The organism is Novosphingobium sediminicola, from assembly GCF_014196525.1.
GTDB lineage: Bacteria > Pseudomonadota > Alphaproteobacteria > Sphingomonadales > Sphingomonadaceae > Novosphingobium > Novosphingobium sediminicola.
Genome location: NZ_JACIDX010000009.1, coordinates 53821 through 67303, shown reverse-complemented (window position 1 = coordinate 67303; position 13483 = coordinate 53821). Strand labels below are relative to the sequence as shown.

Here is a 13483-nt window from a genome sequence, read left to right as displayed (position 1 = left end):
CTTGAAAATCAGGCCCGGTGGGGCGCGGCCAGCAGCCAGGTGACAAGCGGTGTGCTGTCGCGATGAGGATGGGGCGGGGGCGCGGCGTGGGTGCAATCTCCCGCGCCGTCGGAACTGTTGAGAGCAATGTGGGCGGCGGCCAGTCCGAAGTCGGCCCCTGCTCCGGCCAGCATGTCGGGCGCCCAAGCGGGCAGATCGGTATGGGCGACATGGCGCCACGATCCATCGGGCGCGGGCAGGTGATCGATGCGCAGCTGCACCCGCAGGCCCAATTCCCAACCCAGCCGTTCCAGACAGAACAAAGTGCCCTGTGTCGTCAGGCCAAGGATGGCCGCAGGCTGGACCGCGCTTGCGAGCACGGCGTCATGCCATAGCGCCAGCGGGTCGCCGCGCAGGGCGGCGGTACGGGCGCCCCATGTTTGCGCGGCGGCGACAAAGGGGCCGCCCTGCGCATGTGTGATATCGATCAGCGCGAGCAGTTTGTCGCTGCGGTTGGCTGGTAAGGTGGTTCCGATGGCGGGGGCGCCAGCGAGGGCGGCGGTGCCGACCGCTCCCTGAAGGAACAGGCGTCTGGTGGCCAAGGCTCTCTCCTGCTTTTGTTTGAGCCTTGCTAAAATCAATATTGATGCGTGTCAATAATGTATTGATGTAAATTTAAATGGCGGGATTTGGGTCTGTCGTTCGCATCAATTGCTCATGCAAAACGAATCGCGCGCATGTGATAAGGCCCTCCGGCCGTAGGGGCGGAGGGCGTCAGGTTTCCTTTGTGCTTTGCTGGCAGGTCTAGCGCAGGCCGAACAATTTTCCGCGCAGTGAGTGAAGATGCGCCCGCATCTGCCGCTCGGCCTCGACCGGATCATGGTTGCGAATCGCCTCGACAACCAGACTATGCTCGTCATCGGTGTTTTCCTTGGGGCCGGGTTCGGCGCCAAATACCTGGTCGATCCGACGGTCGAGCGTGAACTTCATCTGGGCACGCAAAGTGTCATAGAGCGTCAGCATCAGTGAATTGCGCGTCGCCTGCGCAATGGTGCGATGCAGCTTTTCATCCAGCCTTTTCCATTGCAGCATCGACTCCGCCAGCTTCATTTCCGCCAGACAATTGTCCATTGCTGCAAGGTCTTCCGCAGTTGAGCGCATCGCCGCTTCGGCCGCCAGCGGGGGTTCGAGCAGCAGGCGCGCCTGAAGAATATCGTCCATGCTGAAGGAGGAACTGGTCGTTGGCGTGTCGATCAGCTTGCGCGGACCAATAAAGGTGCCCTTGCCGACATGGCGCCAGATCGCCCCCTCGGCTTCCAGCCGTTTGAGCAGAGTCCGCAGTCGCCCGCGCGATACGCCAAGCTCCTCGCTCAGTCGGGGTTCGGGGGGCAGGCGCTCCTCCCCGCGTTCGAGCGTCTGGTCCAGATAGGTCCGCAAGCGGGCTAGGTCGGTGTCGGGCAATTCTTCCTCCTGATGACCTTGCGGGTAGCACATGGATTGCTGTGCGGAAATAAATTCATTTGCCAAATTGACGTGCATCAAATGCAGGATTATGTCGTGTGCATCGATCCGGGCGGCGCTACTGCCCGATCCGAAAAATATCCGAGGGAATGGGGATGGGCTTGCATAATACACTTCTGCTTTCCGACGCCGATGTGCGCGCCGCTTTTGACTGGGGCGCGGCGGTCGATGCCCTGGGGCAGGCCTATGGCGCGGCTGCGGGCGAGGCGCAGTTTCCGCCGCGCAGCATGGCGCGCGGAGACGGGCTTTGGCTGCGCACACTGACCGGGGTGATGCCGGGGCAGAAGGTGATCGGGGCCAAGATGATCGTCGCTTCGATGAAGGCGCGCGCGGCCTCCTATCTGATCCCGCTGTTCGATGGCGAGACGATGGAACTGACCGCGCTGATGGATGGCGCTTCGGTCACGGGTCTGCGCACGGCGGCGACTTCCGCTTTGGCGGCGCGGCGGCTTTGTCTCAGCCCTGCGCCCGGCGTAGCGGTGATCGGTTCGGGCTTTGAGGCGCGAACCCATCTGGAGGCCATGGCCCGTTCTGGCCCGCTGGGCGAGGTCTCGGTCTATAGTCCGCGCGAGAGCAGCCGGGCCGCCTTTTGCGGCGCCATGGCGGAAAAAGGCATCGCTGTAAAGCAGGTCGATAGCGCGCAGGCGGCCATCGCCGGCGCGGAACTGGTGATTTGCGCGGCGCGTTCGCGTGATGAGAGCCCGACCATGCTGGGCGCATGGCTGCGCCCCGGCATGACGGTGGTGTCCATCGGCTCGACCTTGCCGGAACAGCGTGAGCTTGATCCCGAAGCGATTGCGCGGGCCGATCTGATTGTGGCCGATATGGTCGAAGAAGTCGCCCATGATACTGGCGATATGATCGCAGCGGACGCGGCCGGGGTCAAGTTCAACGCCAAATTGGTAAGCCTGAGCGATGTGATTTCCGGCACGCATCCGGGACGGACCTCGCCCGATCAGATCATGCTCTACAAATCGGTAGGCGCGGCGATTCAGGATCTGGCCGTGGCCTCGCTCTGCGCCGAGAGGGCCCGCGCGGCGGGTCTTGGCACCTCCATTCCCGCTCCCATCGTCCCGGTGGACAAGAGCAAGTAACCCCCTTCGAAAGGTCGATTATGCCCAGCTATACCAGATCCGAGGCCCGCACATGGGCGCGTGAAAAGATGCTTGGGGTTGCCAATGTGGTTATCCCGACCATGACCGGCGACTTCAAGGGACTGAACGAGATCGCTGCCCGCCACGACATCGAAAAGACCATCGAACATGGCTTCGTCGGCGCGCTTGCTTGTTCCGAAGTGGCGATGACTTTGGCCGAATATCACCGATTTGTACAGGTGATGGTCGAACAGGCCGCCGGGCGTATTTTCGTCGTCCACCATGCCGTGTTCAACACGCTGGAGGATAATATCGAGGCCGCTTTGCTGGCCCAGCAGGCGGGTTCGGAACTGGTTTTGCTGGGTTATCCGCCCTTCTTCTATCCCAAATCGCTGGAGGATGTTTACGCCTACACCAAGGCGTTTTGCGATGCGGTGGATATGGCCGTGATGCTGTTTCCGATCCCGACATGGGGCTTTGGCCGGTTCAGCCCGATCGACATGCCGGTCGATCTGCTGCGGCGTCTGGTCGATGATTGCCCCAATGTCGTCTCGATCAAGGCCGAGGGCGGGATGCCGCATATCATGGGGCCGATTGAGGTGCATCGCGCCTTTCATGAGGAAGTCGTCATCTCCTTTCCGATGGAGCATGAGTTCATCCCGCTGGCGCAATTGATCGATGTGCCCTTTTGCGGAACCAATTTCTCGGCCTTCTTCGGCCCGGTTTTACCACGCATTTTCAATATGATCCGCGACGGCCGTTTCGACGAGGCCACCGCCGAGTTTCACCGCATCGACCCCGCGCGCAAGGCTTTCGCCAGCGTGCCGCAGGCGGGCAATGGCCTGATCAACCGGATGATGTGGAAATATGAGGGCTGGCTTCAGGGCTATAATGGCGGCCCGCTGCGCCATCCCACGGCGCGGGTCTATCAGCGCGACATGATGGCGCTGCGGCGCGGGCAAGAGATCGCGGGGCTTAATCCCACCAGCGATGGCGATGAATTGTTCTTCATCGGCCGCAATCCTGCCTGAGGGGAAGACACATGGACATTTCCTTGAAGGACCCCAGCCTGCTGCGCAGCGCGATGCTGATCGGCGGGCAATGGGTTCAGGCCGACAGCGGCGAGACATTGGATGTGCGCAATCCGGCCAATGATGCGCTGATCGCGCGCGTGCCTAAGGGCGGCGCGGCTGAAACGCGCCGCGCCATTGAGGCGGCGGAAAGGGCTTTGCCCGCATGGCGCGCGACCTTGGCCAAGGAGCGTTCGGCCATCCTGCGCCGGCTCTACGATCTGATGATCGAGAACATCGACGATCTGGCCCTGCTTATCACTTCGGAACAGGGCAAGCCCTTGGCCGAAGGGCGCGGCGAGGTGCTTTATGCCGCCAGCTTTATCGAATGGTTCGCCGAGGAGGCCAAGCGCATCAATGGCGAGATTATTCCGCAAAACCTGCCCGGACGGCGTATTCTGGTACAAAAGGCGCCGGTGGGCGTGTTTGCCGCGATCACGCCGTGGAATTTCCCCGCCGCGATGATCACGCGCAAGGCCGGGCCGGGCTGGGCGGCGGGCTGTACGGGCGTCATCAAGCCCGCCAGCCAGACCCCGCTGACCGCGCTGGCGCTGGGCGCTCTGGCCGAGCGCGCAGGGCTGCCGGCGGGCGTGTGCAATGTCGTTACCGGATCGGCCGGGGCGATCGGCGGGGAATTGACCGCCAATCCGACCGTGCGCAAATTGTCCTTCACCGGATCGACGGAAATCGGCGCGCTCCTGCTCGAACAATGCGCGCCCACGATCAAGCGGACCAGCATGGAACTGGGCGGCAATGCGCCTTTTATCGTGTTTGACGATGCCGATCTGGAAGGCGCGATCCGCGCCGCGATGATGGCCAAATATCGCAATTCGGGCCAGTCCTGCATTGGGGCCAACCGGTTTCTGGTGCAATCGGGCATCCATGACGCCTTCGTCGCGCGGCTTGCCGAGGAAACGGCGAAACTGACCGTAGGCGAGGGCACGACAGAGGGCGTGGCCATCGGCCCCTTGATCGACGCCGCCGCCGTGGCCAAGGTCGAAGAGCATATTGCAGACGCCGTTTCCAAGGGCGCGACAATCGCAGCGGGCGGCGCGCGCCATGCCCTTGGCGGCAGTTTCTTCGAGCCCACTGTGCTGAGCGGCGTCCCCCGCAACGCCCTGATCTTTGCCGAGGAAACCTTTGGACCGGTCGCCCCGGTGTTCCGTTTCGACACCGAGGAAGAGGCCATTGCGCTGGCCAATGACACGCCGTTTGGCCTCGCCGCCTATGTCTGCGCGCGCGATGCGGGCCGGATCTTCCGCGTGGTCGAGGGGCTGGAATTCGGCATGGTCGGGGTCAACGAAGGGCTGATTTCCACCGAGGTCGCCCCCTTTGGCGGGGTCAAGGCATCGGGCCTTGGCCGCGAGGGCGCCCATGTCGGCATCGAGGAATATCTGGAAACCAAATATGTCGCGCTGGGCGGCATCTGATTTCGCATAAACCACTAAATTACAATAAAATAAGTCCGTCTATACGGGGAGGATTACAAGATGAAAAACATCACCTTTCTTGCCACCACCATTTCGGTCTTTGCCCTGACCGGGGCCGCGCAAGCGCAGACATCGGCCCAAGCACCGCAGGCCGAAACCGGCGCGGGCATTGGCGAAATCATCGTCACGGCCCAGCGTCGGGCGGAATCTCTGCAAAAAGCCGCGATCCCGATTGACGCTGTGCGCGGCGATGATTTGGTCCAGCGCGGGATTTCCAATGCCGCTGATCTGACCAAGGCGGTTCCGGCGCTGAGCATTCCGGCGCCCGGCGGCTCGGTGGCCTCGATCTTCATCCGCGGCGTGGGCAATATCACCACCAGCAGCTATAACGACCCCGCCGTCACGCCCAGTTTTGACGGCGTGGTGTTGGGACGCAGCGGGGGCATGTTTGGCGCTGCCTTCTATGACCTGACGCGGGTGGAGGTGCTCAAAGGCCCGCAGGGCATCCTCTATGGCCGCAATGCCACGGGCGGCGCGATCAACGTCCTGCCCGCGCGCCCGGAATTGGGCAAGAACGGGATGGGGGTCAATCTGGCCTATGGCAATTACAATCAGGTCGATGTCGACGCCCATGTCAATCTGGCCACCAGCGAGCATACGGCGCTGCGTCTTGCCGGGGCGCTGTTCTCCCATGACGGTTATAACAAGGACGGCACCGATGACGCCAGGCGCAGCTCTTTGCGCGCCCAGTTCCTTTATGAGCCGTCCAGCGACCTGTCTTTGCGCATCGGGGGAGATTACAGCCATGTCGGCGGATTGGGCGTGGGGGGCGATTATCTCGGCTCCTACGCACCTTCGGCCACGGGCTATGTCTTTACCCCATCGGGCCTGAGCGCGGGCGAGGGGTTTAACAGCGCGGCCAGCAACGCCTATCGCAAGACCCAGCTTGGCGGACCGGGCATGGATTTCCGCCAGGCCATGCAAAGCGCGCCCAGCCAGAACATCACCTATTGGGGCATTCATGCCGAGGCCAATGTGCAGACCCCCATCGGCAAGCTGACCGTGATCCCGGCCTATCGCGACACGCAGGAGCATTCGATCATCTATGCCCCGGCGTTTAACACCGGCAGCGTCAATGAAAGCACGAACCAGACCAGCCTTGAAACGCGCCTTGCGGGTAAGCGCGGCATGATGGACTATGTACTTGGCGGTTTTTACTTCAAAGAAAAGATCCGGGCGAGCAACATATACAATCAGGAATTTGTCCTGCCGATCCAGAACTATCGCCTTAACACCGAAAGCTGGGCCTTGTTCGGGCAATTGACCGCGCATATAGGCGATCGCTTCCGTTTGGTGGGCGGGGCGCGTTATACGCATGACACCAAGTCGATCGACGGCCTGATCAACAATATCATCGTCTCCTGCGCCAACACCACCACGCCGCCCTTCTGCATCGGCCAAATGCCGCATATGCCCAACCTGTTCAGCGCCGATGCCGCGATTGGCTGGCTGGGCAGCAACGGCTATATCAATCCGGCGACAGGCTTTACCGTTCCGGGCAGCAATGCGACGGCGGGCACGGTGATTTACGGGCTGAACAGCGGCGCGGGGCAGATCATCAAGACCTATAATAACATCAAGCAAAGCTCGCCCTTTTCCCGCGTGACGTGGAAGGTTTCGGCCGAATATGATGTGGCGCCCACCAGCCTGCTCTATGCAACGGTGGAAACAGGCTATCGCGCGGGCGGCTATCAGATGGTCGATTCACCCAGCAAGATCAAGTATAAGCCTGAATTCATCACAGCCTTTACGGTGGGGTCAAAGAACCGCTTCTTCAACAACCGGGTGCAATTGAACCTTGAAGGCTTCTATTGGAAATACCGGGATCAGCAGATCACTTATTTCACCGTCGATTCCAATGGCACGCTGATCAATTCCAATGAAAATGCCGGACGCTCGACGATCAAGGGCTTCGATGTCGATCTGGTGGTGAAACCCGCCTCGGGCACGACGCTTAGCGGCAAGGTGCAATATCTCGATACGGTCTATAATGACCTGCATCTGACCTCGGCCTCGCCCTTTGACAATTTCAATTGCCCCTCCAGCCTGACCGGCACTTTCAGCAATGGCGCGCCGGTCAAAAGCTTCAACTGTTCGGGGCGGCAATTGCTGTTTTCCCCCAAATGGACGGTCAATCTGGGGGCCGAACAGGTCATTCGGGTGGATGAGAAGCGCGAACTGGTCGCCAATGTGAACACCGCATGGCGCGACGATCAATGGGCGGCTTTTGAATTCCTCGATTTCGAGCGGGTCGCCGCCTATTGGACCACCGACGCCTCGCTGGCCCTGCGCAGCGCCGAGGGCGGCTGGTCGCTGACCGCCTATGTCCAGAACCTTGAGAACAAGCGCCGCAATCTGGCCCCGCAATCCTCGCCGATGGGCTTTGCCATTGCCCATTATTCGGCGCCGCGCACCTTTGGCCTGCGCTTGTCGGCCAAGTTCTGATCCGGGTTTGGGCACGGGGGCTTCATGCTCCCGCGCCCTTCTAGGGGCGATCCCGATGCGCTTTCTCGATCTCGATCTCAACCTGCTGGTTGCGCTCGACATTCTGCTGAAAGAGCGCAGCGTGACCGTGGCGGCGGATCGCCTTTGCCTGACCCAATCGGCCATTTCAAATTCGCTCAAACGGCTGCGGCTCTATTTCGGCGACGAACTGTTGGTGATGCAGGGGCGGCAACTGGTGCTGACCCCAAGGGCGGAGGAACTCGTCAATCCGGTGCGCGCGCTTTTCGCCACAATCACCGCTACCATCACCGCCAAACCGCGTTTCGATCCCGTTACGGCGGATCGTCAGATTTGCGTGATGGCCTCCGATTATGCCGCTCATGTGCTGCTGGCCCCGGTGCTGCGCCGGCTTGAAACATTGGCGCCTTTGCTGCGGATCGCCATCCTGCCCATGGCCGATGCGCCGCATGAGGCGCTCGAACGCGGGCATATCGACCTGTTGCTGACGCTGGAATCCGCGCTCAGCCCCGATCATCCCAGCCAGTTTCTGTTTGCCGACGATCACGTCATTCTGGGCTGGGCGGGCAATGGCGCGATGCGCGAAGAGATGGATGCGGCGCTGTTCTTTTCGCTGGGCCATGTCGTATGCCGCTTTGGCCGCGGGGGCGTGCCGACTTTCGATGAACCCTATCTGGGCCGGATCAGGAAGCGGCGGGTCGAAATGGTTGCGCCATCCTTTGTCGAACAGGCCAGCCTGATCGCCGGATCGCGGCGGATCGCCGTCACCTATCGCCACTTGGCCGAGCAGCTCTCCCGCTTCATGCCTTTGGTCATCCGCGAATTGCCCTTTGCCATTCCGCCCATCCGCGAGGCGGTGCAATGGCGGATCAGCAACAATGATGATGAGGCGATCCGCTGGCTGGTCGGCGTGATTGCCGAAACAGCCGGCGGTCTGCGGGGCTGATCTTACACCGGCTGCGACAGGGCGATCACGCTTTCGCCCATGATCTGGGCGATGCGGTGGTCATGGCCGCCTTCCTGCTCCAATTGGCCGATCAGCACGCTGTTTTCCACGACCATGCGGCTGCGTTCCCAGCGGCGCTCGCCAAAGGCGCGCCATGCCGCCTCGACGTCCTGCGCACCAGCCAGCATCTGACCCACCAGCAGCCCATCCTCGACCGACAAGCCCGCGCCCGAGGCCAGATGGGGCGTGGTTGAATGCACCGCATCGCCGATCAGCCCCACGCGGCCCTTGTGCCAGGGCAGGGGGATCAGGATCGCTTCGAGCGGGCGATAGTTGATCGCCGAATCCGGCCCGATCCCCTCGCGCACCCCGGCAATCGTCCCCCCGATCGGGGCCAGCAGCGCGCGCATTCTTTCGACCAGCTCGCCATCGGGCACATGCGGGTTGCCCGGCATTTTCACATTGGCAAACAGATACATCTTGTCGGGCGAGCAGGGGTTGACCCCCACCTTGTAATCCGGGCCGAAATAGATCTCCGGGCTGGTGACATGGGCAGGGCGGTCGGCCAGCAGGCGCCAGCAGCCCTGTCCGGTAAAGCGCGCGCGGGGCGCATCAGGCAGGATCATGCCGCGCGTGGCCGAGCCAAAACCATCGGCGCCCACCACCGCGTCATAGCGTCCGCTCCCGCCATCGCTGAAACGCACGGTTACGCCCTCATCATCCTGCGCAATATCGGTGATGGTGATGCCCAGACGAACCTTTGCGCCCAATTCCAGCACTCTGGCCGAAAATATCGCGTGAAGATCGGGGCGCAGGATCCCGCCCGCCTGCGGCAGGCCATCTTCAAGCGAGGGGGCCAGATTCTCGCGCTGAAACTCCCCATCCCTGGAAAAGAACTTGGTCCTGTCCGACAGATAGCCCTTTTCGCGCACGCTATCGAGCAGGCCCAGCCGGTCAAACGCGCGCAAGGTCGGCCCGGTGATTGTCATCCCGGCGCCCAGTGCGCGCCATTGGGGATCAACATCGATCAATTCCACATCCGCGCCGCATTGACGCAGAGAAATGGCCGCCGACATGCCGCCAACCCCGCCTCCCACGATCAGGAAGGATTTCGCATTCACCGACATGTCTCTCTCGCCCCTAACTTTCTTCTGTCCGCCTCTATGCCGCAAGGGTTGCCGGGAGAGAAACGCATGGATCTGGATTTTGATTATTCATGGAAATGATGGCTCTGGCTCCTTGCGGCCCGGTGCCCTCGATTATCATCATCACAACAACAATCCTTCACGCAATTGCCGTCTTATCATTGCCGCGCGACAGGCCCATTTGGCGGCCACACCCGCTGCCAAACACCGGTGGTTCAACGGTTTTCTGACCCGTCAGAAACCGGGCCAAAGGACAATAAGAGACAGCGGGCGCAGGAGGAATATCATGAAGTCTGTCATCTATACCGCCGTTGCTGCTGTCGCTCTGGCTGCTGTTGCCGCCCCCGCTGCCGCCAATGCCCAGAGCTTTACCGGCCCCTTCGTCGGCGTGCAGGGCGGCTGGGAAGAAAATGACGTGCGCAACCCCGGCACCGCGCTTGGCGTCACCCCCCTGGCCCAGACCAGCGATACCGGCACGCTGGGCGTGTTCATGGGCTATGACCATGAAGTCTATCCCCGCATCGTCGTGGGCGCGCAGGCCGAAGTGAACTTTCCGATCAGCTCGCGCTTTGGCAACGGGCTGGCCGCGATCTCGCCCAAGCGTTCGGTCGATCTGTCGCTGCGCGCCGGTTATCTGGTGACGCCCAAGACGCTGGCCTATGTGCGCGGCGGCTACAGCAATACGCTGGTCGGCGCGAATATCGGCAACCTCCACAGCTCGGATGACCGCGATGGCTGGCTGCTGGGCGGCGGTGTCGAGCGCAAGCTGACCGACAAGGTCTCGGCGCGCCTCGAATATCGCTACACCGATTTCAGCGAAGGCAATGGCAAGTTTGACCGCCACCAGATCATGGCCGGCGTTGCCTACCGCTTCTAAAATCTGACCTTTCGGCCAAGTGCGCGCGCTTGGACCGGTTTAACACCGGCCGGCGCCCGTCCACCCCCCCCAATGCGCCTTGGCCGCCATCACCGCGGACCAGCACCATCCGCTGGTCCGCGGGCTTTTTGGGGTCCGACCGTGATGTTGGCCAGCGCGAAATCGATGAAACTGCGTACCGAAGGCAGGATGCCGCGCGGGGTGGGATAGACGATAAACAGGCTGTATTCGGGCGTGAACCAGTCGGGCAGCACGCGCACCAGATCGCCATCGGCCAACCGCCCATCGACCAGCGGTTCGGGCAGGAGCGCAAGGCCAAGCCCCGAACGGGCCGCCTCGATCTGTATCTGAAGATCGCCCGTCACCAGCCGAGGCTGGAAATCCAGTTTGAAGGACACATCCTCCTCATTGAGCATGGTCCAGCGGGCGCTTTCATCCACCATATCCGTATGGCGCGCGATAATCGGCATATCGATCAGATCGGCCGGGCCGCTCAGCGGCGGGTGCTGTGCCAGAAAATCGGGATGGGCCACGAGGATGCGGCGGATGCGCCCGATCTCACGCGCGACAAGGCTGCTGGAATCGGGAAACTGCGCCTGCGCCGAAAGGATCACATCGAAACGGTCCTCCAGCGGGTGCAGCTGGCGATCGGTGGATTCGACCACCACCGACACTTTGGGATGGGCCGCCAGATAGCGCGGCAGGATGGGGGCGAGGAAATTCTGGGCGATGATGACCGGGCTGCCCACGCGGATGGTCCCCGATGGCTCGCGCTGAAATTCCAGCACGCTTTCGCAGGCCACCCGCGCCCCGTCGATGACCAGCATGCAGCCTTCATAAAAACTCTTGCCCGCCTGGGTCAGTACAACGCTGCGGGTCGAACGCTGGAGCAGGCGCACATGCAGCCTTTCCTCAAGTGCGGCCACGTGGCGGCTCAGCCGCGCCTTATCAACGCCGGTTGCGCGCGATGCGGCGGTAAAGCCGCCATGTTCGACCACGGCGGCGAAAAAGGCAAAATCGTTGAGATCCATCATGATGCGGGGCGCCGCCTTACAAAGCATCGGTGCAACGGGCCGATACGCCTATTCGACGCGCAGGGCCACCCGGATCACCAATTTTTCCCTTCTTGACCGTGATCCATGAACCAGCCACCAATGCGGACCCGTTTGGCAGGATACAGATCATGGTTTTCAAGGTTTTGCTCGGCTCGCTCGGTGTGATGCTGGGTGCTTCTTCGGCTCTGGCCACGCCGCTGTTGATCGGCACCTATACCGGGGGCGAGAGCAAGGGCATCTACCTCTATCAATTCGATGATCGCACCGGCCATATCGACCCGCGCCCGGCGCAGGTCAGCCCGGCGGAAAACCCGTCATGGCTGGTGCTTTCGGCCGATCATCGCCTGCTCTATGCGGTGGATGAAAATGGCGAGGGCGGGCGTGATCCGGTGGGCCGCGCCTCGGCCTATCGGATGGACCCGGCCAGCGGGCGGCTGACCTTCATCAACCGCACATCCTCGCTGGGGACCGAGCCGACCCATGCCAGCCTGAGCAAGGACGGGCGCTATCTGTTCGTGGCCAATTATGCGGTGTCGTCCGATCCGGGCGGCACGCTTGCGGTGCTGCCGGTGGGCAAGGGCGGGGCGCTGGGCTCGGCCACGCAGATCAAGACCTATCGCGCCAGTATGGTCAATCCCGCGCGTCAGGCCTCGCCCCACGTCCATTCGGTCGTTTCCTCGCCCGATGGCCGCTTTGTTTTCGTGCAGGATCTGGGCGGCGATCGGATCTATGCCTATCGCTATGATCCGGCCCGGCGCGAAATGCCGCTCTCGGCGCTGCGCGATCAGCCTTTTGCCGAAATGCCCGCCGGATCGGGGCCGCGCCATCTGATCTTTTCGCCCGATGGCCGCCATGCCTATGTCACGCTGGAAATGACCGGACAGGTGGCGGTGCTGGACCATAGCGAGGGTCATTTGACGCTGCGCCAGACGGTTACGCTGGCGCCCGAAGGGTTCGCGGGCAAGGTGGGGGCGGCGGCGCTGCATCTCTCGCCCGATGGCCGTTTCCTCTCGGTCACCAATCGCGGCGCCGACAATCACCTGCTCAGCTATGCCATCTCGCCCGAAGATGGGTCGCTCAAATTGGCCGACCGCCGGGCGGTCGAGGGCAATGAACCGCGCGAATTCGCCTTTTCGCCCGATGGCCGCTTTGTCCTGATCGCCAATCAGCGCAGCCATGGGGTCAAAGTGTTCCGTCGCGATTCCGCCAGCGGGGTGGTTGGGCAAGAGGTGGAGACGCTGAGCATCGATCAAGCCTCGGACCTCAAATTCCTATCGCGATAGGTTGGCGTTTCGCAATGTTCATTCAGCCACAGGTCACAGTCGCGGTCGGATAATAGATTAACGGTCCGGCCATCTCCCTTTGGCCATCCCGGCGCGACGCATAAAAACAATATGTCGCGCAGGGCGGACCACGATTGGATCATGGAGGCTGTCATGACGATGAAAAGAACCTTCTCGCTTCTGCTTCTCGGCTTTAGCACGCTGCCTCTGGCGGCCTGTGCGGATGATTATGGCTATGGAGTCCGCGCGGGCTATGGGCCGGGGCCCTATGCCTATAACGGGTGGTATGACGGCTATTACGGCTCGATCTATGATGGCTACTGGGGCAATGACGGCTATTTCTATTACCGTCGCGGGCTTGGTGACCGGGTGTATATCCGGGGTGATCGCGGCCATTTCATGCGTGAGGCACCGCGCGGACCGCATAATTTCCAGCCCTTCCACGGATCTATGTCGCCCGGAGAGCGGATGCAGATGCCGCATTTCCCCGGCGGTGGGGGCAGCGGCAGGCAGGGGGGCGGAGGTGGCGGCGGCCACCGTCACCGGTAATTCAGTTGGGG

At 62.0% G+C, this 13483-nt stretch carries 12 protein-coding genes; 8 read left to right on the top strand and 4 right to left on the bottom strand.

The features are described 5' to 3' along the window. Positions 1-8 precede the first annotated feature (8 nt). Together GGR38_RS12560 and GGR38_RS12555 are read right to left on the bottom strand one after the other, a co-directional pair. Entirely contained in the window at positions 9-581 is a 573-nt protein-coding gene (locus tag GGR38_RS12560) for a hypothetical protein (protein ID WP_183626042.1), read from the bottom strand. Between the two features lie 202 nt (positions 582-783). Beyond that, positions 784-1440 (bottom strand): FadR/GntR family transcriptional regulator, encoded by a 657-nt coding sequence (locus GGR38_RS12555; protein WP_246404592.1) that lies wholly within the window; start codon positions 1438-1440, stop codon positions 784-786. Positions 1441-1601: 161 nt separating this feature from the next. Here GGR38_RS12555 and GGR38_RS12550 point away from each other — a divergent pair, with 161 nt between their 5' ends. From GGR38_RS12550 to GGR38_RS12530, 5 genes are read left to right on the top strand one after another with little or no spacing between them, the layout of a single operon-like run. After that, positions 1602-2594, top strand: coding sequence for an ornithine cyclodeaminase family protein (locus tag GGR38_RS12550; RefSeq protein WP_221227093.1), 993 nt, complete (start codon positions 1602-1604; stop codon positions 2592-2594). Between the two features lie 20 nt (positions 2595-2614). Next, positions 2615-3625 carry a dihydrodipicolinate synthase family protein gene (locus GGR38_RS12545; protein ID WP_183626036.1) on the top strand — a complete coding sequence of 337 codons (1011 nt, stop codon included), beginning with the start codon at positions 2615-2617 and terminating at the stop codon, positions 3623-3625. Positions 3626-3636: 11 nt separating this feature from the next. Beyond that, entirely contained in the window at positions 3637-5094 is a 1458-nt protein-coding gene (locus GGR38_RS12540) for an NAD-dependent succinate-semialdehyde dehydrogenase (protein ID WP_183626034.1), read from the top strand. Between the two features lie 60 nt (positions 5095-5154). Beyond that, positions 5155-7599 carry a TonB-dependent receptor gene (locus tag GGR38_RS12535; RefSeq protein WP_183626032.1) on the top strand — a complete coding sequence of 815 codons (2445 nt, stop codon included), beginning with the start codon at positions 5155-5157 and terminating at the stop codon, positions 7597-7599. Between the two features lie 55 nt (positions 7600-7654). Continuing rightward, positions 7655-8563, top strand: a complete 909-nt coding sequence (locus tag GGR38_RS12530) for a LysR family transcriptional regulator (RefSeq protein WP_183626030.1) — start codon at positions 7655-7657, stop codon at positions 8561-8563. 2 nt (positions 8564-8565) lie between these two features. Here the strand turns inward: GGR38_RS12530 and GGR38_RS12525 are convergent, their stop codons facing one another. Beyond that, on the bottom strand, positions 8566-9684 hold the full coding sequence (locus tag GGR38_RS12525) for an FAD-dependent monooxygenase (protein ID WP_183626028.1): 1119 nt from the start codon (positions 9682-9684) through the stop codon (positions 8566-8568). Positions 9685-9994: 310 nt separating this feature from the next. Between GGR38_RS12525 and GGR38_RS12520 the strand changes: the two genes are divergently transcribed. Further along, the gene (locus tag GGR38_RS12520; RefSeq protein WP_183626026.1) at positions 9995-10585 is read left to right on the top strand and encodes an outer membrane protein; all 591 of its coding nucleotides are present in this window, start codon (positions 9995-9997) and stop codon (positions 10583-10585) included. An 89-nt stretch (positions 10586-10674) separates the two neighbouring features. Here GGR38_RS12520 and GGR38_RS12515 read toward each other — a convergent pair whose 3' ends face one another. After that, a complete protein-coding gene (locus GGR38_RS12515; RefSeq protein ID WP_246404590.1) occupies positions 10675-11619 on the bottom strand; it encodes a LysR substrate-binding domain-containing protein in 945 nt (314 codons plus the stop codon). A gap of 149 nt (positions 11620-11768) precedes the next feature. Here GGR38_RS12515 and GGR38_RS12510 point away from each other — a divergent pair, with 149 nt between their 5' ends. Together GGR38_RS12510 and GGR38_RS12505 are read left to right on the top strand one after the other, a co-directional pair. Then, complete coding sequence (locus GGR38_RS12510) at positions 11769-12923, top strand: lactonase family protein (RefSeq protein WP_183626024.1); 1155 nt, start codon at positions 11769-11771, stop codon at positions 12921-12923. Between the two features lie 153 nt (positions 12924-13076). After that, positions 13077-13472, top strand: coding sequence for a hypothetical protein (locus GGR38_RS12505; protein WP_246404587.1), 396 nt, complete (start codon positions 13077-13079; stop codon positions 13470-13472). Positions 13473-13483 lie beyond the last annotated feature (11 nt).

What these genes read in the sequence shown, in the direction of transcription:
- GGR38_RS12530 (WP_183626030.1), top strand. Translation starts at nt 7,655, where the DNA reads ATGCGCTTTCTCGATCTCGATCTCAACCTGCTGGTTGCGCTCGACATT.
- GGR38_RS12535 (WP_183626032.1), top strand. Translation starts at nt 5,155, where the DNA reads ATGAAAAACATCACCTTTCTTGCCACCACCATTTCGGTCTTTGCCCTG.
- GGR38_RS12515 (WP_246404590.1), bottom strand. Translation starts at nt 11,619, where the DNA reads ATGATGGATCTCAACGATTTTGCCTTTTTCGCCGCCGTGGTCGAACAT.
- GGR38_RS12520 (WP_183626026.1), top strand. Translation starts at nt 9,995, where the DNA reads ATGAAGTCTGTCATCTATACCGCCGTTGCTGCTGTCGCTCTGGCTGCT.
- GGR38_RS12505 (WP_246404587.1), top strand. Translation starts at nt 13,077, where the DNA reads ATGACGATGAAAAGAACCTTCTCGCTTCTGCTTCTCGGCTTTAGCACG.
- GGR38_RS12540 (WP_183626034.1), top strand. Translation starts at nt 3,637, where the DNA reads ATGGACATTTCCTTGAAGGACCCCAGCCTGCTGCGCAGCGCGATGCTG.
- GGR38_RS12545 (WP_183626036.1), top strand. Translation starts at nt 2,615, where the DNA reads ATGCCCAGCTATACCAGATCCGAGGCCCGCACATGGGCGCGTGAAAAG.
- GGR38_RS12510 (WP_183626024.1), top strand. Translation starts at nt 11,769, where the DNA reads ATGGTTTTCAAGGTTTTGCTCGGCTCGCTCGGTGTGATGCTGGGTGCT.